19 protein-coding genes are annotated in these 18,363 nt (G+C 71.4%); 10 read left to right on the forward strand and 9 right to left on the reverse strand.

From position 1 onward, the window contains the following. Window positions 1-236: 236 nt before the first annotated feature. The 3 genes from purQ to AC1DCT_RS12860 form a co-directional block, all read right to left on the reverse strand. Entirely contained in the window at window positions 237-944 is a 708-nt protein-coding gene (gene purQ / locus AC1DCT_RS12850; RefSeq protein WP_477429610.1) for a phosphoribosylformylglycinamidine synthase subunit PurQ, read from the reverse strand. Next, window positions 941-1,189, reverse strand: a complete 249-nt coding sequence (gene purS / locus AC1DCT_RS12855; protein WP_440733060.1) for a phosphoribosylformylglycinamidine synthase subunit PurS — start codon at window positions 1,187-1,189, stop codon at window positions 941-943. Before purS ends, purQ begins: the two co-directional genes overlap by 4 nt. 191 nt (window positions 1,190-1,380) lie before the next feature. Further along, on the reverse strand, window positions 1,381-1,902 hold the full coding sequence (locus tag AC1DCT_RS12860) for an adenine phosphoribosyltransferase (RefSeq protein ID WP_440733061.1): 522 nt from the start codon (window positions 1,900-1,902) through the stop codon (window positions 1,381-1,383). A gap of 287 nt (window positions 1,903-2,189) precedes the next feature. On the opposite strand from AC1DCT_RS12860, the gene AC1DCT_RS12865 reads away from it, so the two are divergent. The 4 genes from AC1DCT_RS12865 to AC1DCT_RS12880 all read left to right on the forward strand — a co-directional run bounded on the left by AC1DCT_RS12865 (window position 2,190) and on the right by AC1DCT_RS12880 (window position 7,067). Next, entirely contained in the window at window positions 2,190-3,671 is a 1,482-nt protein-coding gene (locus AC1DCT_RS12865) for a glycoside hydrolase family 1 protein (RefSeq protein WP_477429612.1), read from the forward strand. 36 nt (window positions 3,672-3,707) lie between these two features. Continuing rightward, on the forward strand, window positions 3,708-4,775 hold the full coding sequence (locus AC1DCT_RS12870; RefSeq protein WP_477429671.1) for a LacI family DNA-binding transcriptional regulator: 1,068 nt from the start codon (window positions 3,708-3,710) through the stop codon (window positions 4,773-4,775). Window positions 4,776-5,031: 256 nt separating this feature from the next. Beyond that, window positions 5,032-6,444, forward strand: coding sequence for a sensor histidine kinase (locus tag AC1DCT_RS12875; protein WP_441977388.1), 1,413 nt, complete (start codon window positions 5,032-5,034; stop codon window positions 6,442-6,444). After that, window positions 6,441-7,067, forward strand: a complete 627-nt coding sequence (locus AC1DCT_RS12880; RefSeq protein WP_477229771.1) for a response regulator — start codon at window positions 6,441-6,443, stop codon at window positions 7,065-7,067. Before AC1DCT_RS12875 ends, AC1DCT_RS12880 begins: the two co-directional genes overlap by 4 nt. 136 nt (window positions 7,068-7,203) lie before the next feature. Here the strand turns inward: AC1DCT_RS12880 and AC1DCT_RS12885 are convergent, their stop codons facing one another. Both AC1DCT_RS12885 and AC1DCT_RS12890 read right to left on the reverse strand, forming a co-directional pair. After that, window positions 7,204-8,262, reverse strand: coding sequence for a hypothetical protein (locus tag AC1DCT_RS12885; protein WP_440733065.1), 1,059 nt, complete (start codon window positions 8,260-8,262; stop codon window positions 7,204-7,206). 11 nt (window positions 8,263-8,273) lie between these two features. Beyond that, complete coding sequence (locus AC1DCT_RS12890) at window positions 8,274-9,149, reverse strand: DUF1266 domain-containing protein (protein ID WP_440733066.1); 876 nt, start codon at window positions 9,147-9,149, stop codon at window positions 8,274-8,276. Between the two features lie 105 nt (window positions 9,150-9,254). Here AC1DCT_RS12890 and AC1DCT_RS12895 point away from each other — a divergent pair, with 105 nt between their 5' ends. Beyond that, window positions 9,255-10,040, forward strand: a complete 786-nt coding sequence (locus AC1DCT_RS12895; RefSeq protein WP_440733067.1) for a TetR/AcrR family transcriptional regulator — start codon at window positions 9,255-9,257, stop codon at window positions 10,038-10,040. A gap of 13 nt (window positions 10,041-10,053) precedes the next feature. Here the strand turns inward: AC1DCT_RS12895 and AC1DCT_RS12900 are convergent, their stop codons facing one another. Together AC1DCT_RS12900 and AC1DCT_RS12905 are read right to left on the reverse strand one after the other, a co-directional pair. Continuing rightward, on the reverse strand, window positions 10,054-11,400 hold the full coding sequence (locus tag AC1DCT_RS12900; protein WP_441977386.1) for a uracil-xanthine permease family protein: 1,347 nt from the start codon (window positions 11,398-11,400) through the stop codon (window positions 10,054-10,056). Between the two features lie 255 nt (window positions 11,401-11,655). Then, window positions 11,656-12,531 (reverse strand): phosphoribosylaminoimidazolesuccinocarboxamide synthase, encoded by an 876-nt coding sequence (locus AC1DCT_RS12905; RefSeq protein WP_441977385.1) that lies wholly within the window; start codon window positions 12,529-12,531, stop codon window positions 11,656-11,658. A gap of 60 nt (window positions 12,532-12,591) precedes the next feature. On the opposite strand from AC1DCT_RS12905, the gene AC1DCT_RS12910 reads away from it, so the two are divergent. The 3 genes from AC1DCT_RS12910 (at window position 12,592) to AC1DCT_RS12920 (ending at window position 15,349) form a co-directional block, all read left to right on the forward strand. After that, on the forward strand, window positions 12,592-13,173 hold the full coding sequence (locus AC1DCT_RS12910; RefSeq protein ID WP_441977384.1) for a GNAT family N-acetyltransferase: 582 nt from the start codon (window positions 12,592-12,594) through the stop codon (window positions 13,171-13,173). Window positions 13,174-13,257: 84 nt separating this feature from the next. Then, entirely contained in the window at window positions 13,258-13,869 is a 612-nt protein-coding gene (locus AC1DCT_RS12915; protein WP_440733071.1) for a PadR family transcriptional regulator, read from the forward strand. Then, entirely contained in the window at window positions 13,862-15,349 is a 1,488-nt protein-coding gene (locus AC1DCT_RS12920) for a DHA2 family efflux MFS transporter permease subunit (RefSeq protein WP_477429615.1), read from the forward strand. Before AC1DCT_RS12915 ends, AC1DCT_RS12920 begins: the two co-directional genes overlap by 8 nt. A gap of 173 nt (window positions 15,350-15,522) precedes the next feature. On the opposite strand, the gene purD is transcribed toward AC1DCT_RS12920, so the two are convergent. Next, window positions 15,523-16,800: a phosphoribosylamine--glycine ligase gene (purD, locus tag AC1DCT_RS12925; protein WP_477429617.1), complete on the reverse strand. Its 1,278-nt coding sequence runs from the start codon at window positions 16,798-16,800 to the stop codon at window positions 15,523-15,525. 56 nt (window positions 16,801-16,856) lie between these two features. Next, window positions 16,857-17,558: an NUDIX hydrolase gene (locus tag AC1DCT_RS12930; protein WP_477429619.1), complete on the reverse strand. Its 702-nt coding sequence runs from the start codon at window positions 17,556-17,558 to the stop codon at window positions 16,857-16,859. 38 nt (window positions 17,559-17,596) lie between these two features. Between AC1DCT_RS12930 and AC1DCT_RS12935 the strand changes: the two genes are divergently transcribed. Together AC1DCT_RS12935 and AC1DCT_RS12940 are read left to right on the forward strand one after the other, a co-directional pair. Beyond that, complete coding sequence (locus tag AC1DCT_RS12935; RefSeq protein WP_477429621.1) at window positions 17,597-17,965, forward strand: sterol carrier family protein; 369 nt, start codon at window positions 17,597-17,599, stop codon at window positions 17,963-17,965. Between the two features lie 45 nt (window positions 17,966-18,010). Next, window positions 18,011-18,328 carry a potassium transporter Trk gene (locus AC1DCT_RS12940; RefSeq protein ID WP_440733076.1) on the forward strand — a complete coding sequence of 106 codons (318 nt, stop codon included), beginning with the start codon at window positions 18,011-18,013 and terminating at the stop codon, window positions 18,326-18,328. Window positions 18,329-18,363 lie beyond the last annotated feature (35 nt).

The following is an 18,363-nucleotide window of genomic DNA, read 5'->3' on the forward strand; positions in this document are numbered from 1 at the left end:
TCAGCGTCCTCCGCAGCGTTCACCCCCTCCCGCGTCGACACCTCCCCGTATGGACGTCGCTCAGCGGGGGTAATGACGCGGCGAGGGGGTGAGGGCGAGGTGCCTGGAGGGGCGCCGCGATCGCGGGTTCGTACGAAGATCGCGGGCTCGTACGAAGAATGAGTCGTCCCCCTCAGCACGACCTATGGACCGTGCTGAGGGGGACGACTCGGAAGTAGAAAGAGAAAGGGGGCGGATTACGCCGCGATGCGGACGACCGCGGCGATCGCGCTCGTGAAGAACGGCAGGCCGTCGACGCCGCTGCGCATGGCCGCGGATGTATCCGGGCCGAAGCCGGGCTCGGTGGCGTGCTCGGGGTGCGGCATGAGGCCCACGACGTTGCCGGCGGGGTTCGTGAGGCCGGCGATGTCGCGGAGGGATCCGTTCGGGTTCACTCCGGCGTAGCGGAAGGCGACCAGGCCCTCGCCCTCGATGCGGTCAAGGGTCTCGTCGGAGGCGATGTAGCCGCCCTCGGCGTTCTTCAGCGGGATGATGATCTCCTGGCCGCGCGTGAACTCGTTCGTCCAGGCGGTGTCGGCGTTGGTGACCGTGAGCTTCTGGTCGCGGCGAACGAAGTGCTGGTGGTCGTTGCGGATCAGGCCGCCGGGCAGCAGGTGCGCCTCGACGAGCATCTGGAAGCCGTTGCAGATCCCGAGGATCGGCATGCCCTTGGCGGCGGCGTCCTTGATCTCGGTCATGATCGGCGAGAGCGCGGCGATGGCGCCCGAGCGCAGGTAGTCGCCGTAGCTGAAGCCGCCGGGCAGGATCACGGCGTCCACGCCGTCGAGGTCGTGCGAGCCGTGCCAGAGGGCGACGGGCTCGGCCCCGGCGATGCGGACGGCGCGCTGCGCGTCGCGGTCGTCGAGGGATCCGGGGAAGGTGACGACCCCGATCCGAACGGTCACTCCGAGACCTCGATGCCCACGACGTCCTCGATCACGGAGTTGGAGAGCACCTCTTCGGCGATCCGCCGGGCCTCGGCGAGCACGTCGTCGGTGACCTCACCGTCGACGGTGAGCTCGAAGCGCTTGCCGATGCGGACGTCGCTGAACGCGGTCACGCCGGTGCGGGCGAATGCTCCGGAGACGGCTTTCCCCTGCGGGTCGAGCAGTTCGGACTTGGGCATGACGTCGACGACGATGGTGGGCATTCGAGGCTCCGAAATGTCGCGGGCGGGGGCAGAGGCCAGTCTATCGCGCGGAAACAGGGCCTCCGGCCGGGGTTCGCGGAGCCGGGCCGGCGGGCAGGCTCGAAGGAGTCCGGCCGGCGGGCAGGCTCGAAGGAGTCGGGCCGGGCAGCGGGCTCGCGGCGTTGCCCGTCGACCGAGCGGGTCGGCCCGGGTCAGCTGCGGAACACGGTGTGCACGTCGCCGACGACGTCGCGGCCGCCCAGCCCGTCGATCTCGAAGAGCACCGAGATCCCGGCGACCGTGTAGCCGAGCTGCTCGACGATCTTCCGGCCGGCGGCCAGCGTGCCGCCGGTGGCGAGCACGTCGTCGATGAGTAGGATCCGGGATCCGGCGGGCAGGTCCTCGTGCATTTCGATGGTGGCGGTGCCGTACTCCAGCGCGTAGTCGACCGACGCTGCTGGCAGCGGCAGTTTGCCGGCCTTGCGGATCGGCACGAAGCCGGTCCCCGCCTCGATCGCCGCGGCCCCGGCAAGGATGAAGCCGCGCGCCTCGATCCCCGCAACGACGTCGAAGGCGCCGCGGAACGGCGCGACGAGAGCCTCGGTCGTGGCCTGCAGCGCCTCGCGGTCGGCCAGCAGCGGAGTGATGTCGCGGAACAGGATGCCCGGCTCCGGGTGGTCCGGGATCGAGCGGATGAGCGATTCGGCACGGACGAGCGCGGGCGATGAGGTCACCGCACCAGGCTACGCGGTGCAGTGCCTCGTGCGGGGGCGTCTGAAACTCAGTCGAAACCGGAACTTGCGGCGGCGAACGGCGCCAAGCGGCACGGATCGACTGAGTTTGGCGCGGCTCGCCCCCCGGACGGTGCGGTGAACGGGTGAGGGATGTACTGCGGAGGATCCGCTGAGCGCTGTTGACAGTCGTGGGAGCGCTCCCATAGCCTATCCGGAATGCGCGGCAACCCGCCGATGACCCGCGCGCACCGCCTTGAAGCCGCCACCATGAAGGAGCGTCCGCCCGCATGAGCACCGTGGATCCGTCCGCCCGCCGATTCCCCGACGGCTTCCTGTTCGGTGCCGCCACCGCCGCCTACCAGATCGAGGGCGCCGCCTTCGAGGACGGCCGCACCGCGTCGATCTGGGACGCCTTCGCCCGCGTGCCGGGCGCGGTGCACGACGGCGACACCGGCGACGTGGCGTGCGACCATTACCACCGCTATGCCGATGACGTGAAGCTCATGGGCGAGCTGGGCCTGCAGGCGTACCGCTTCTCCACCTCCTGGGCCCGGGTGCGGCCCGACGGCGGTGCGGTGAACCCCGCCGGGCTCGCGTTCTACGACCGTCTCGTCGACGAGCTGCTCGGCGGCGGCATCGTGCCCTGGCTCACGCTGTACCACTGGGACCTGCCCCAGGCGCTCGAGGAGAAGGGCGGCTGGACCTCCCGCGACACCACGGAACGCTTCGTCGAGTACGCGCTCAGCGTGCACGATGCCCTCGGCGACCGCGTGCAGCACTGGACCACGCTGAACGAGCCGTGGTGCTCCTCGTTCCTGTCCTACACCGCGGGCGTGCACGCGCCGGGCCGGCTCGGCATCGAGGACGGCATGCTCGCCGCACACCACCTGCTGCTGGCGCACGGCCGCACGATCCGGGCGCTGCGCGAACGGGATCCGCAGCTCGACCTCGGCATCACGCTGAATCTGACGGTCGCCGATCCTGCCGACGCCCGTGACCCCGCCGACGTCGACGCCGCGCGCCGCATCGACGGGCAGTTCAACCGCTGGTTCCTGGATCCGGTCCTCCGCGGCGCCTACCCGGCAGACGTCGTCTCCGACATCCGCGAGGTGGATCCGGTCGCCGTCCGTCGATGGGCCGCCGCGATCCACGAGGGCGACCTCGACACCATCGCCGCGCCGCTGGACTGCCTGGGCATCAACTACTACCACGGCGAACTGTTCTCGGGCACGCCGCAACCGGGCAGCGAGGGCACACCGCACGACGGCGGCGGAGCGGGCGAGAACGCGCGTCGCACGCGTTCGCCGTTCCCCGCCGCCGACGACGTGCACTGGGTCGAGCGCGGGCTGCCGCGGACGGGCATGGACTGGGAGGTGCAGCCCGAAGGCCTCACCCGGCTGCTGCGCCGGATCGGCACGGAGTACGCACCGGGGCTTCCGCTGTACGTCACCGAGAACGGCGCGGCCTACGACGACGTGCTCGAGGGTGCTCGGGTGGACCCTGCGACGGGGCACAGCACAGGCGGCGACGTGCACGATTCGGAGCGGGCGATGTTCCTGCGCGAGCACATCGCGGCGACCTACGACGCGATCGACGAGGGCGTCGACGTGCGCGGTTACTTCGCGTGGTCGCTGCTGGACAACTACGAGTGGTCGTTCGGCTACAGCAAGCGCTTCGGGATCGTGCGGGTCGACTACGACACCCAGGCGCGGATCGTGAAGGACTCCGGGCGCGAGTACGCCAGGATCATCGCGGCCCGGGCGGTCTGAGACGTGGTCGCCAGGTCTCGCGCCGGTGCCGGACGCATCGGGCCGGCGGCACCGGGATCCCCATCGGGAGAGGGAACCACGGATCGGACGGCGTCCGGACGGGCCACGATCGAGGAGGTCGCGGCGGCGGCAGGGGTCTCCCGGTCGACCGTGTCGCGGGTCGTGAACGGGTCGACCGCGGTGAGCCCGCACGCGCTCGCGGCGGTGCAGGACGCGATCGCCCGGCTCGGCTACGCGCCGAACCGCGCGGCGCGCTCGCTCGCCCTGCGCCAGACCCACGCGATCGCGCTCGTCGTGCCCGAGGACACTCGGCGCTTCTTCGGCGACCCCTACTTCGGCGCGGTCGTCGCGGGGATCAGCGACCGGGTCGCGCGCTCGGACTACATCCTGAACCTGCTGATCGCGAGCGATGACCCGGGCGGCAGGATGACGGGCTTCGTGCGCAACGGAGGCGTGGACGGCGCGATCATCCTGTCGCACCACAACAGCGACGCCTTCGTCGACCGCATCGTCGAGGCCGTGCCGGTCGTGTTCGGCGGACGCCGCACGAACGGCCGTGACGACGACTGGCTCGTGGACGTGGACAACGTCACGGGCAGCAGGCAGGCCGTCGACCACTTGCTGGCCACTGGGCACCGACGGATCGCGACCGTGACAGGGCCGCTGTCGATGGCGGGCGCCGTGGATCGGCTCACCGGCTTCCGCGAGCGCCTCGCCGAGGACGGTCTGGAGCCGTTCGCCGAGATCGCCGGCGACTACTCCGAGACCAGCGGGGTGCGGGCGGCCCAGGAGCTGCTCGACCGCGCCGCCGAGCCGGGCGGAGGGCTGCCCGACGCGGTCTTCGCCGCCAGCGATCTCATGGCCCGGGGCGTGCTGCGTACGCTCCGCGGCGCGGGCGTGCGCATTCCCGAGGACGTCGCGATCGTCGGCTTCGACGACTCACCCGTGGCCCTGTCGACGGATCCGCCGCTCACCACGATCCGCCAGCCGATGCACGCCCAGGGCGAGGCACTCGCGGGCGTGCTTATCGACCGACTGACCGGATCCGCTCCGCCGCACCGCACGACCCTCGGCACCGAGCTGGTGGTGCGCGGCTCGGCGTGACGCGCAGACCGAATTCAGGATGGATTCGGCTTCGGAGACGGAAACGCGGCGTGTGGACGTGAACACGGGCGATCCAACCTGAATACGGCACGGAAGGTGTTGGTGTGTTGCAGGCGCCGACCGGCGGCGGGCAGCGGGCGGGCAGGCGGTCTGCGGCGTACGACGTCCGCCGGCGGCAGGCGGCAGCCGCCCTGGGCGCGGAGCCATAGCCGATCGGATGATGCGGTTCCGAGCGCGGCGTTCGTAGGCTGAGCCCATGCGATCGCGGACCGAGCTGCAGGACGAGAGGTCCCTCGGCGACGGCGTGCGGGGCATCCTCGCTCCCGTACGGTTCGGGCGGGCGCTGCAGGTCGTGCTCATCGCGCTGATCGTGGTGAGCGCGATCCGCTACTTGCTTCGCCACGGCGAGGGCGAGAACGCCGTCCTCGTGCTCGCCGGCGCCGCCCTGCTCACCGTGACCGCCGTACTGCAGGGCCTGGTGCCGCGTCGCGGTGTGTGGCCCGCGGCATGGGCGCTCGTGGCGTGCGCGCTCTGGGCCGTGCTCACGCTGGTCGCGCCGTCGTTCGGCTGGTGTGCCGTTCCGCTCGCCTTCGCGGTGCTGCAGATCCTGCCGTTCTGGCCGGCGACGGCAGCGATCGCGGCGATGACCGCGGTCGTGATCGTCGCAGAACTGCGCCTTTCCTCGCTGTTCGACCCGACGCTCGTCGCGGGCCCGATCGGCATCGCGTTCGCCACGATCTTCGCCTACCGTGCACTCGACCGCGAGGCGCGCGCCCGGCAGCAGCTGCTCGACGAGCTCACCGCGACGCAGGCGGACCTCTCCGCCGCGCAGCACCGTGCGGGCGCGCTCGCCGAACGCGCCCGCCTGTCGCGTGAGATCCACGACTCCGTCGGGCAGGACCTGTCCAGCATCAACCTGCTGCTGCAGGCGGCCGAGCAGGGCTGGGAGCGCCGCCCCGACACCGCCAGGGAGCAGGTGCGCTCGGCCGCCGGCACCGCCCGGTCGGCGCTCGACGAGGTGCGCCGCGTGGTGCGCGACCTCGCCCCCGGCGAGCTCGAGGGCGCCGCCGGATCCCTCCCCGCCGCCCTCGCCCGCGTGGTCGAGGAGGCGTCGGGGCGCGGCGTCGACGTGCAGTTCCGCAGCCACGGCACCGCCACGGAGGTGCCGCTGCCGGTGGCGTCGGCCATCATCCGCACGGTGCGCGGCGCCCTCGCGAACGTCGCCGAGCACGCCCGCGCGACCCGGGCCGTGGTGAGCCTGACCGCCCAGCCGGACGAGCTGCGCCTGGACATCCGCGACGACGGGGTCGGCTTCGACGCGCGGCCCGCCGCGATGTCGGCCAGGGCGGCACAGCGACGAGCGGCCGGCCGCGGCCAGGGCATCCCCGGCATGGCGGAGCGGATCGCTCAGCTGGGCGGCGAGCTGCACGTCGAGAGCGCTCCGGGGGAGGGCACGACGCTGTCGCTGGTGTTCCCGCTCAGCGCCGACGGAACCCGCGCGGAGCCCGGATCCGGTGCGAGGACCGGGTCCGATCGCGCGGCCGGTTCCGATCCGGCGGCCGGTTCCGATCTCGCAGCGGGTTCCGATCCCGCGAGCGGATCCGACACGAAGAGCGGATCCGACACCGAGAGCGGATCCGATGCGGATCCGCAGAAGGAGAACCGATGACTCTGCGGATCGTGCTCGTGGACGACCATCCCGTCGTGCGCGCCGGCGTGCGCGCGCTGCTCGAGTCGAGGGACGACCTCGTGGTCGTGGGCGAGGCGTCGAACGCCGCCGACGCCGTGCGGGCGGTCGAGGCCGAGCGGCCGGATGTGGTGCTCATGGACCTCAGCCTGGGTGACGGCGAGAGCGGCATCGCTGCCACCGGGCGGATCCGGGCGCTGCCGGAGCCGCCGGCCGTGCTCGTGCTGACCACCTACGACAGCGAATCCGACATCCTGCGCGCGCTGGACGCCGGTGCCGCCGGATACCTGCTGAAGGACTCCCCGCCGGACCAGTTGTTCGCCGGCATTCAGGCGGTCCACCGGGGCGAGCCGGCCCTGGCTCCCTCCGTGGCGGCGGTGCTCATGCGCCGTGCCGCCTCGCCCGAGCCGCGTATGACCGAGCGCGAGGTCGAGGTGCTCGAGCTGCTGGCGGACGGCCTCGGCAACCGCGAGCTCGCCAAGGCGCTGTTCGTGTCGGAGGCGACGGTGAAGTCGCACCTCTCGCACATCTACGGCAAGCTCGGCGTCGACACCAGGGCCGGCGCCGTCGCCGCGGCGATCGAGCAGCGCATCATCCGGCGCTGAGCGCGGCGGGCGCAGGGCGCACATCATCGCGCCGACCCGGTCCCGGTCGCAGACGCCGAGACGCCCCGTCCCCTGCCGTGCACAGCAGGGGACGGGGCGTCGGTCGCCGATCCCCCCAAGAGATCAGCGCCTGCGGTCACCCCCCTGATCGCAGGATCGCCCCGCCGAACAGCGCGAACGCCGTGATCCCTGCGGAGAGGATCACCGCCGCCGATACGCCGGCCACGGCCAGCAGGGACACGCCCTGTCCGCCGAGGCGCTGTCCGCCCAGCCCGATCGCAACTCCCTCCGGTCGTACGATCGGGCCGGTGCTCTCGTCGCGGTACGGCCCCGTGCGTGCCGCGAAGCGTCGGTGCAGCTCTTCGGCGAGCTGCACGGTTCCCTGCATCACGTCCGGTCGATCGAACCGGGTGCTGCCGGGCAGGTACACGTAGGCGCGATCCTCGACGAGTTCGATCTCGGCACCGGATCCGAGATCCAGGATCCGCGCCATCAGATCGGGCGTGAAGATGTAGAGCGCGTCACGCTGATACCCCTCGGGCACCAGCAGCTGGAACGTCGACGCGAAATGGCCTTCCAGATCCATCCGTGCCCCGCCCAGACCCAGGGTGGGCACGATGCTGCGGCGGCGGTTGCGCAGCACGATGTGCGGAACCTTCGCAGGCAGCGGCAGCTCGACGAAGGCGAAAGGGCGCTGCACGGTCGCGGCCTCGTCCCGGCCGCCGACCGAGCGCGCGATGCCCAGCTCGAACGGGATGCGTTCGTCCTCCGACGCGACCACGCCGCGCTCGATCGAGCGGCGCATGCGCGTGAACGCCGAGCCGGGTCGGCGGGTGCCCTGCAGCAGGTCGGCGTAGGCCCACCCGTTGCCCCACGCGAACATCGCCAGGCGCGTGCGGCGGGACAGGCCCACGGCGTACCAGACGAAGCCGACCGCTCCCATCACGCCGTAGAGGGCGCCGAACACGGCGATCAGCGGCACCCGCGCGAGCATCCCGATCGAGCCGAGCCACCAGAGCGCGGCCACGATCGCCGTCGTGAGCAGCAGCACGCCGGCGAGCACCGCGACGAAGCGCCGGTGCAGGGGGATGCGCGCCGCGCGCTCGTAGGCGAGCAGCGTGCGCATTCCCGGTGACGTCCGCAGTGCGGAGAGATCGACCCGGATCGGCTCCGCGGTGCGCGGATCCGTGCTCATACGGCCCTCGCTCACCCGATTCGCCAGGGCAGCGACGCCCACGGCCCGTTGCGCTTCGCGGTCGCGGCCGCCTTGAACTCGGACCAGCCGTCGCCGAACTTGTCGAAGGTCTTCTCGCCGATCACGCCGTCGCTCCAGTGCATGACGCGACCCGTGATGTAGCTGAGGCCGAAGTCGGCCCACGAGGAGAACGCCGGGCGTCCCTCCTCGTTGATGCGGTGGATGATCGCTCGCGCCTCGGGGATGTCGGCGTGGCCCAGCGCGACACCCCAGGTCGCGAGTGCGACGGCCTGGCCGAGCGCGTAGCCGTCGAGCGTGCGGACGTAGACGTCCGGCGTCACGATGTCCTTGCCGACGAGCTTGCGCACCTGCCCCTCGACGCCCTCGATCGCGGCGACGAAGGAGCGGGCATCGCGCTTGTCGCCGCCGGCCTCGATGATCGCGGACGTCCACTCCTTGCTCTTCGGCACGCGACCGAGCCGGCCGGCCAGCTCGGCGCGGATCGCCAGGCAGGTCACCCACACGTCGCGTCGGCGCCGGCCCGTGACGAGACGTTCGATGCCGGCGAGCCACTCCTCACGCGTCGCCACGCCCCACATCTCGACGAGCCGCTTCTTCTCCCCGTCGCTGAGCGCGGACGCGGTCGGATCGTTCCACGGCCCGGACGGCTGGTTCACGATCTGCAGGAAGCCCAGCGCGATCTCGTTCGCCTCGCGGTCGTCGGTCGGGTACGCCTCGGAGGGCTTCACCTTCGCGGCCGGCATGATCCACACGACGAGGAAGAACAGCACGACGACACCGACGATCACCCACACCCACCACTGGGCGAAGAGCCAGCCGATGATGCTGCCGAGGTCGTTCAGATCCACGCGCGCGCTGCCGTGCATGAAGGCGCCTCCAGTCTGGGGGGAATCGTAGGTTGAACACTTGTTCAGTGATTAATGTAGCGAAAGGATCCCTCACCCGGAAAACGGATCCGGAAGGCACGTCGCATGGCACGCTCCCCGGAGCAGAACCGCGTCGCCAGGGAGCGCTCCCGCGAGAGCCTGCTCGAGGCGGCGATCGACGTCTTCGCCGAGCGCGGGATCGACGGCGCGACGATCGCCGACATCACCGGACGCGCGGGCGTCGCACAGGGGCTGGTCAACTACTACTTCGGCGGAAAAGAGCAGCTCGTCCAGGCGGTGATCGACCGCTGGTTCGAGATGCTGCTCGGCATCGCGCACGGCGGGGCGGCGGCCGACCCCGGGAGCGCGGCCCGAGGCGAAGAGATCGCCGCGCGGCCTGAGCCCGAGTCGGAGCCGGCCACCGAGCCCGAGCAGCCCGAGTCGGAGCGAGTGCCGCCGCCGTCGGCCGCGTCGCTCCCTCCGGAGGTGCGGCTGGCAGCCATCATCGACACCGCGCTCGGCATGACCGCCGTCGCCCTTCCGTTGCAGCGCGTGGTCATCGCCCTGCAGCAGCAGCCGACCACGCGAGCTCTGTTCGCCGAGGGGGAGCGGCGGCACATGGCAGGGGTCATCGCCGCGGAGGACGCGGTGCGCTCGATCTTCCGCGACCGCGGCGACGCGGATCCGGCGCTCGAGGAGATCATGCTCCGCAGCGTGCTCGACGGGATCGTCGGGCAGCGCATCATGTACGGCGACTCGTATCCGCTCGAGGAGGCGCGCCGCTGGGTGCACCGCCGCTACGGTCTGCCGGAGCCTGAAGCGCCGCTCCCCGGAATGACGAAGCCCACGCCCGGCTCGGGATCCGAGCTGCGGGCGCGGGCTTCGCGCTGAGCAGTCGCGCGGATCAGGCCGGGTCGCCGCCCATCGGCCCCACGGCCTCGAGCGGACGGGGGTCGTCCGCACCGGTCTTGCGCAGCCGGGCGATCGCGTTGCCGCCGTGATAGATGATGATCGCCGCCACCGTGGCGATGACGATGCCGCCGAGCATGAAGCCGGAGTCCTTGATCGCGATCGAGAAGCCTCCGACGGCGATGATGAGCGCGACGGCGGCGGTGTACTGGTTGACCGGGCGGGAGAAGTCGACGCGGTTGTCGACCCAGATCTTGATGCCGATCACGCCGATGAGGCCGTACAGCCCGGTCGTGATGCCGCCGAGCACGCCCGCGGGTACCGAGTTGATGATCGCCCCGAACTTCGGGGAGAGGCTGAGCAGGATCGCGGCGATGCCGGCGACCCAGTACGCGGCGGTCGAGTACACCCTGGTCGACGCCATGACGCCGATGTTCTCGCCGTAGGTGGTGGTTCCGGATCCGCCGAAGAAGCCGGCGATCGTGGTCGAGACGCCGTCGGCGATGAGCGCCTTGCCGGTCTGCTGGTTGATCTCCGGGTCCTCGACCATGGTCGCGACGCCGCGCACGTGGCCGACGTTCTCGGCGATGAGCACGAGCACGACGGGGAGGAACATCGCGATGCCGCTCCACACGCTCGGGGTGCCGAAGTCGGGGAAGTGGAAGGTGGGAAGCCCCACCCACGCGGCCTTGTCGACCGCCGAGAAGTCGAGCTCGCCGCGGAAGCCGGCGAAGATGTAGCCCGCGATCACGCCGAGGAAGATCGAGATCCGCCCCAGGAACCCGCGGAACAGCACCGCGAAGATGATCGTGATCGCAAGCGTGAAGGTCGCGGTGACGGGCGCCTTGGCGAAGTTGCCGTACGCGGCGCCGGCGAGGTTGAACCCGATCAGCGCGACGATGGTGCCCGCCAGCACCGGCGGCAGGAACCGGTCCACCCACTTCACGCCGGCGACATGCACCACGACGCCGATGAGCGCGAGCAGCACGCCGACCGCGACGATGCCGGCGAGGGCGGCGCCGATCCCACTGTCGCCGCCGGTCGCGTGGGCGGCGGTCGCGGCGGTCACCGGGGCGATGAACGCGAAGGAGGATCCGAGGTAGCTCGGCAGCTTGTTGCGCGTGATCAGCAGGAACAGCAGCGTGCCGACGCCGCTGAACAGCAGGGTCGTCGGCACCGGGAAGCCGGTGAGGATCGGCACCAGGAAGGTCGCGCCGAACATCGCCACGACGTGCTGCACGCCGATCGCGATCGTGGCGGGCCAGTTCAGGCGCTCATCGGGGTGGACGACGGCGCCGGGTTCGACGGTGCGTCCGTTGCCGTGGATCTTCCACAGGGCCATGCGGGCTCCTCGGGATCGGGGGAGGGGGCTGTGGAAACCCTATCCTGGGCGTTCCCTGGGAGCAGGGATCCCCGTCGCCTGGTCCCGCCGGCGACACGGCCCCGCAGACACGCGGCCTCGCCGCTGCGCGGCGCCCGGCCGGCCGTTCGCGCCGAAATCAGGAGGAATGACCGAGATCAGGATCCTTCCGCGCGAAACGTCCTGTTCTCGGTCACTTGTCCTGATCTCGGCACGCGGCGGCCGGTACGCGACCCGTCAGGCCGTCAGGCGCTGCAGCAGCTCGGCGTAACGTGCGGCGGTCTGGGCGACCACCTCGTCGGGCAGCACGGGCGGGGTGCCCTGCTTGTCCCAGTGGGCGCTCAGCCAGTCGCGCACGATCTGCTTGTCGAAGCTCGCCATCCGCTCGGCGGGGGTGGATCCGGTCCGCCACGACTCCGCGTCCCAGTACCGGGAGGAGTCGCTGGTGAGCACCTCGTCGGCGAGCCGCAGCACACCGTCGGCATCGACGCCGAACTCGAACTTCGTGTCGGCGAGGATCAGTCCGCGCTCCTCGGCGATGGCCGCAGCCCGGCGGTAGACCGCGAGAGAGACATCCCGCAGCTGGGCGGCGCGCTCGGCGCCGACGAGCTCGGCGGTGCGCTCGAACGTGATGTTCTCGTCGTGCTCGCCCATGGGGGCCTTGTACGCCGGGGTGAACAGCGGCTCGGGCAGCCGGTCGCCGTTCTGCAGGCCGGCGGGCAGCGCGATGCCGCAGACGGTCCCGCTCTGCTGGTACTCGGCCCAGCCGGATCCGGTCAGGTATCCGCGCACCACGCATTCGATCGGCAGCATCTCCAGGGACATCGCGAGCATCGCGCGGTCGGCGACCTCGGCCGAGATGTCGCCGTCCACCAGGTGGTTCGGAATCGGATCCGGTCCCTCTGCGAGCCGGTCGAACCACCAGCGGCTGAGCGCGGTGAGCAGGGCGCCCTTCTCGGGGATCCCTGGCTCGAGGGCGAAGTCGAAGGCGCTCACGCGGTCGCTCGCGACGACGAGCAGGCGCTTGTCAGCCGGATCCTCGGGGGCGTACAGATCGCGGACCTTGCCGGAGTAGAGGTGACGCCAGCCGGAGAGTTCGAGGGGTGTGCTCACGCGTCCATTATCGCGGTGGCCGGAGCCGGCGATGTCCGTGGCGACGCGTAGGTTGCTCTCGTGAGCGCCGCCTTTCCCCTCGAGACCACGACCGACCGCCTCCTACTGCGTCGACCTGTCCCGGGCGATCTCGCATCGGTGTTCGCGATCCATGCGGATCCGCGGGTCTGGACGCATTTCCCCAGCCTGCGGCCCACCGATCCCGACCAGATCCAGACGATGATGGCGCGGTGGGGGCGCAGCTGGGAGGGTGCGGGGCTCGGCACCTGGACGGTGCTGCTGCGGGGGACCGGCGAGATGATCGGCAACGGCGGATGCACGCTGCTCACCGCCGATGGCGATGACCCCGCGGCGGGCGTCTGGAACCTCGGCTACCGGCTCTCGGCCGAGCACCACGGTCACGGCTATGCGACCGAGCTGGCGCAGGCGGCGCGGGCGGCTGCTGCCGAGGTCGCGCCCGAGCGTCCGGTGATCGCCTACCTCGTCGAGCACAACCGCGCGTCCGCGGCGGTCGCGGAGAAGGCGGGTCTGACTCTCGTGCACCGCGCGCCGGACGTCGGGAATCCGGATCCCGCCGTGATGCGCCTGGTCTACGCCGATCGCGAGCTCACCTCCGCCCAGCTCGCCACGGCGCTGCGATGAGCGACGGCTCCGGGCTGGCGTCGGCTGTTGTTTCGGCGTATAGTCCTATCCGACTAGTCCACATGGACTAGTCGGATCGGAGTGATGGTGAAGGATCCGGCGCTCACACCCCTGGGGGTGATGGTGCTCGCCCTGCTGAGCGAGGGCGACATGCACCCTTACGAGATGGCGCGGCTGCTGCGCGCCCGTCGCGACGACAGGATCATCCCGATCTCCAACGGCACGCTCTACCACACGGTCGCCCGCCTGCACGGGCAGGGGCTGCTCGAGGAGGTCGGCGTCGATCGCGACGGCAACCGCCCCGAACGCACGACCTACGCGGTCACGGCGGCCGGCGCTGACGCGGTGCGCGAATGGGTGCGCCGCGAACTCGGCGGCAGTCGGCGGCAGACCCCGTTCCGCGTCGCCCTGGCCGAGGCGCACAACCTCGACCGGGACGAGGCGGTCGACCTGCTCACTCAGCGGCTCGGGCTGCTCCGGCAGGAGCTCGACACGATCTGCGGCGCGCTGGACGGCGCCGCGACGCGCGACGTGCCGGAGCAGTACCTCCTCGAACCGTTCCGACACCGCCTGATGCTGCAGGCGGAGATCGACTGGCTCGACACCCTGATCCCCCGGATCTCGTCCCCCGACTTCGCGTGGGGGCCGGATCCGGACCACCTTCTTGCCAAGCGAAAGGCACACCAGAATGGCTGAAACCATCGGTACGTCGACCGGCGCCTACGCCGCCGGCCACAAGCCGAAGAGCCCCTGGCCCGCCCTCTGGGCGCTGGTCATCGGCTTCTTCATGATCCTCGTGGACACCACGATCGTCTCCGTCGCGAACCCGGCCATCAAGGCTGCGCTCGACCCGAAGACCAACAACCTCGACAACGTGGTGTGGGTGACGAGCGCCTACCTGCTCGCCTACGCCGTGCCGCTGCTGATCACCGGCCGCCTCGGCGACCGGTTCGGCCCGAAGAACATCTACCTCATCGGTCTGACGATCTTCACCCTGGCCTCGCTCGGCTGCGGTCTCTCCGGCACGCTGGAGATGCTGATCGCGTTCCGTGCCGTGCAGGGACTCGGCGCCGCGCTGATGACGCCGCAGACCATGGCGGTCATCACCCGCACGTTCCCGGCCGAGCGCCGGGGCGCCGCGATGGGGCTGTGGGGCGCGACGGCGGGCGTCGCGACGCTGGTGGGCCCGCTGGCCGGCGGCCTGCTGGTGGACGCCTTCGGATGGGAGTGGATCTTCTTCATCAACCTTCCGGTCGGCGTGATCGGCTTCGTGCTGGCCGCGGTCCTCGTCCCGCGGTTGAAGACGCACGAGCACCGGTTCGACATGGTCGGCGTCGTTCTCAGCGCCCTCGGGCTGTTCCTCATTGTCTTCGGGCTGCAGGAGGGGCAGCACTACGACTGGGCCGGATGGATCTGGGCGATGATCGGCGCGGGCGTCGTGGTGATGGCGATCTTCATCTGGCAGCAGGCGAAGACCCGCAGCGAGCCGCTGGTGCCCCTCGGTCTGTTCCGCGACCGCAACTTCTCGGTCGCGAACTTCGGCATCGCCGCCGTCGGCTTCACGGTGACCTCGATGTCCCTGCCGATGATGTTCTTCTACCAGCTCGCCCGCGGCCTCACGCCGACCGAGGCGGCGCTGCTGCTGATCCCGATGGCGGTGCTGTCGGGCGTGCTCGCCCCCATCGCGGGCCGCATCCTGGACCGGGTGGATCCCCGCGTCCTGCTCGTGCCGGGCCTCGGCCTGACCACGGTCGCGCTGATCTGGTACGGACTGCTGATGAACCCGGACACCCCGATCTGGATGTTCCTGCTGCCGTCGGCGCTCATGGGCATCGGCCAGGCGGGGATGTGGGGCCCACTGGCCACCACCGCGACGCGCAACCTCGCTCCGCGCCAGGCGGGCGCGGGTGCCGGCATCTACAACACCACCCGGACGATCGGATCCGTCCTGGGATCGGCAGCCATCGCCGCCCTCATGCAGGGCCGACTCGAGGCGAACCTTCCGGGTGCGGCCAGCCACGGCGGCGACTTCGGCACGGGCAAGCTGCCCGAGTTCGTGGTGGCGGGGTTCTCGACCGCCATGGCGCAGTCGATGATCCTGCCCGCCACCGTGCTCTTCCTCGGCGTGATCGGGGTCCTGTTCATGCAGCGTCCGGAGCACCTCGTGAAGCGCTGACGCAGCGCTCGTCTCGTCCGCGCCCTCTGAGCGCCGATACCCCGCCTGAGCGCCGATACCCCCTCGTACGGACGATCGTACGAGGGGGTATCGATGATGCGAGGGGGCGTCGGCGTTCGCGGTCGGCGTCTCGCGGGCCTTGTGCAGACCAGGCCCGTGCGCGCGCGCTCGGGCTACTGCGCGACGCGGGCGGCGATGTCGGTGCGGAAGTGCGCGCCGTCGAGGCGGATCCGGCCGATCGCCTCATAGGCGCGGGCGCGGGCGTCGGCGAAGTCGGATCCGGTCGCGACCACGTTCAGCACCCGGCCGCCGGTGGCGATGAGGTTGCCGCCCGGTGCGTCGGGGCCCGCAGTCGCCGCGTGCACGATGCCGACGCCCTCGACCGCCGCGGCCTCGGCCAGGCCCTCGATCGGGCGGCCGGTCTGCGGCGCCTCGGGGTAGCCCTCGCTCGCGAGCACCACGGTGATCGCGACGTCGTCCGAGAACTGCGGCTGCGGCTGGTCTTCGAGCGTGCCGGTGGCTGCCGCGAGCAGCAGTCGCGACAGCGGGGTGCGCAGGCGCGGCAGCACGACCTGGGTCTCCGGGTCGCCGAAGCGCGCGTTGAACTCGATCACGCGCACGCCGTTCGGGGTGAGGATGAGGCCGGCGTAGAGCAGGCCGATGAACGGCGTGCCCTCGGCGTCGAGCTGCTTCACGACGGGGAGGGCGACGGTGCGGGTGACCTCCTCGACGAACGCCACCTCGCTGCCGAACTGCTCGTCGAGCCAGGGCAGCGGGGAGTAGGCACCCATGCCGCCGGTGTTCGGCCCCTCGTCGCCGTCGAGGGCGCGCTTGAAGTCCTGCGCGGGGCTCAGGGCGCGCACCGTGTCGCCGTCGCTGAGGAAGAACAGCGAGACCTCGGGTCCGGTGAGGAACTCCTCGATGAGCACCGGGCCGTGGGGCAGATAGTGCTCGGCGTGCGCGAGCGCGGCCGCACGGTCCTCGGTGACGATGACGCCCTTGCCTGCGGCGAGGCCGTCGGCCTTCACCACGTAGGGGGCGCCGAGGTCGTCGAACGCGGCCTCGACCTGGGCCGTCGAGCTCGCGCGCACGGCACGGCCGGTCGGCACGGAGGCCGCCTCCATGATCCGCTTCGCGAACGCCTTGGACCCCTCCAGCTGCGCGGCGGCGCGACCGGGGCCGAAGACGGGGATCCCGTGCTCGCGCACCACGTCGGCGACGCCCGCGACGAGCGGCGCTTCGGGGCCGATCACGACGAGGTCGACGGCGTGCTCATCGGCGAAGGCGCGCACGGCGGAGCCGTCCATCGGATCCACCTCGACCAGGGTCGCGTGCTGCGCGATGCCGGCGTTGCCGGGGGCGCAGAGGATCTCGTGCCCCTTGTGCTCCGCACGCAGGGCGAGGATGATCGCGTGCTCACGGGCACCGGAACCGAGGACGAGGATCTTCACCCCGCAAGCCTACCGAGCGCGCGCATGCCGATGACGGCCGTGCGGCGCCCGGTCGGTCACACCTCGAGCCGGATCGGCCTCTCATCGGCGCGGTTCCACGGCAGGGTCCACCCCGCGGCCTCGAAGACGCCGTCGAGAACCATCGCCGTGAAGCCCCACACGATGGTGCCGTCCACGTCGAAGGCGGGCCCGCGGAAGATCTGCCCCATCCGCGTGAGGGTGGAGGTGAACCGGGTCGCCGGATCCAGCAGCGTGGCCACCGGCACGCGGAACACCTGCACGGTCTCGGCATGATCCACCGCGACCACGCGCGAGGGCTCCCGCCACCAGCCCAGCACCGGGGTGACGAGGTGGTTGCTGGCGGCGAGGGGGATCTCGGGCAGAGTCGCGAGGATCTCGACGCCGGCCGGATCCAGTCCTGTCTCCTCCTGCGCCTCGCGGAGGGCGGTCGCGGCGGGATCCGGATCCGCGTCCTCCCGGCGTCCGCCGGGGAACGAGACCTGGCCGGGGTGTGAGGAGAGCGTCGCCGCACGACGCTGCAGCAGCACGTCGAGGTCGGCCGGCACGGTCACGGCGTCCGCATCGGACGGCTCGTCGTCGAGGCGGCCGAACAGGATCAGCACGGACGCGGCGTGCGCGTCGTCGTCGACTCCGGGGAAGCGGCCCAGTCCGAGTGCGCCCTTCGCCGCTGCCGCGAGCAGGTCGGCGCGCGCCCCGGCTGCGGTGTCCGTGGCGGGCGTCTCGGCGGAGGAAGTCATCGTGCCGAGCCTATGCCCGGCGTGCCTAGCATGGACCCATGGCGAGCAGGATCGACACGACGGCGGGGCGCGCGGCGCTCGAGGCGGCCCGCGCCGCGCTCACGGCCGGGGAGAAGCCGGCCCGCTCCGACTACGCCACAGCCGTGCGCTACCTGTTGCAGCTGCTCGACGAGAAGGCTCCGGGCAACAGCGTCGAGGTGCGCGTGCCGCCGTTCGGTGCCGTGCAGGTCGTGCAAGGGCCGCGGCACACGCGGGGCACGCCGCCGAATGTCGTCGAGCTGGATCCCGCCACGTGGATCGCCGTCGCGATCGGATCCGAGACCTGGGCCGCCGCCGTCGCTGCGGGCCGCATCCACGCCTCCGGCACGCGCGCCGACCTGACCGAGCTGCTGCCGCTGCGGCCCTGATCATCCGCCGGATCCCCGCACAGGTGCGCGTGGGACAATGGATCCATGAGCACGTCGCAGCCGCATCGCACGCCCGAGATCGAGATCGCGCGCGTTCGTCGAGCGCCGCGCTGGGGCGTCTTCCTCGGCATCGGCGTGGGCCTGGGCGTCGTTCTCGCGTTCCTGCTGACCGTGTTCGGCAACTTCGGCGCCTCGGAGGCCACGCAGGTCTCCTACCCGTTCGGCCAGGTGTTCGGCTTCCTGCTGCTGTGGACCGTGCCGGCCGGTATCGCCGTGTTCGGCGTCATCGCGCTGCTGCTCGAACGCGCCGCCCGCCACAGCGAGCGCGTGGTGCGCGTCGACCACGAGACCGTCGTCGAGTAGCCCGCGCGAGGGCACGAGCGCAGGCAGCCGTCAAC

Source organism: Microbacterium sp. 10L49 (assembly GCF_056395125.1).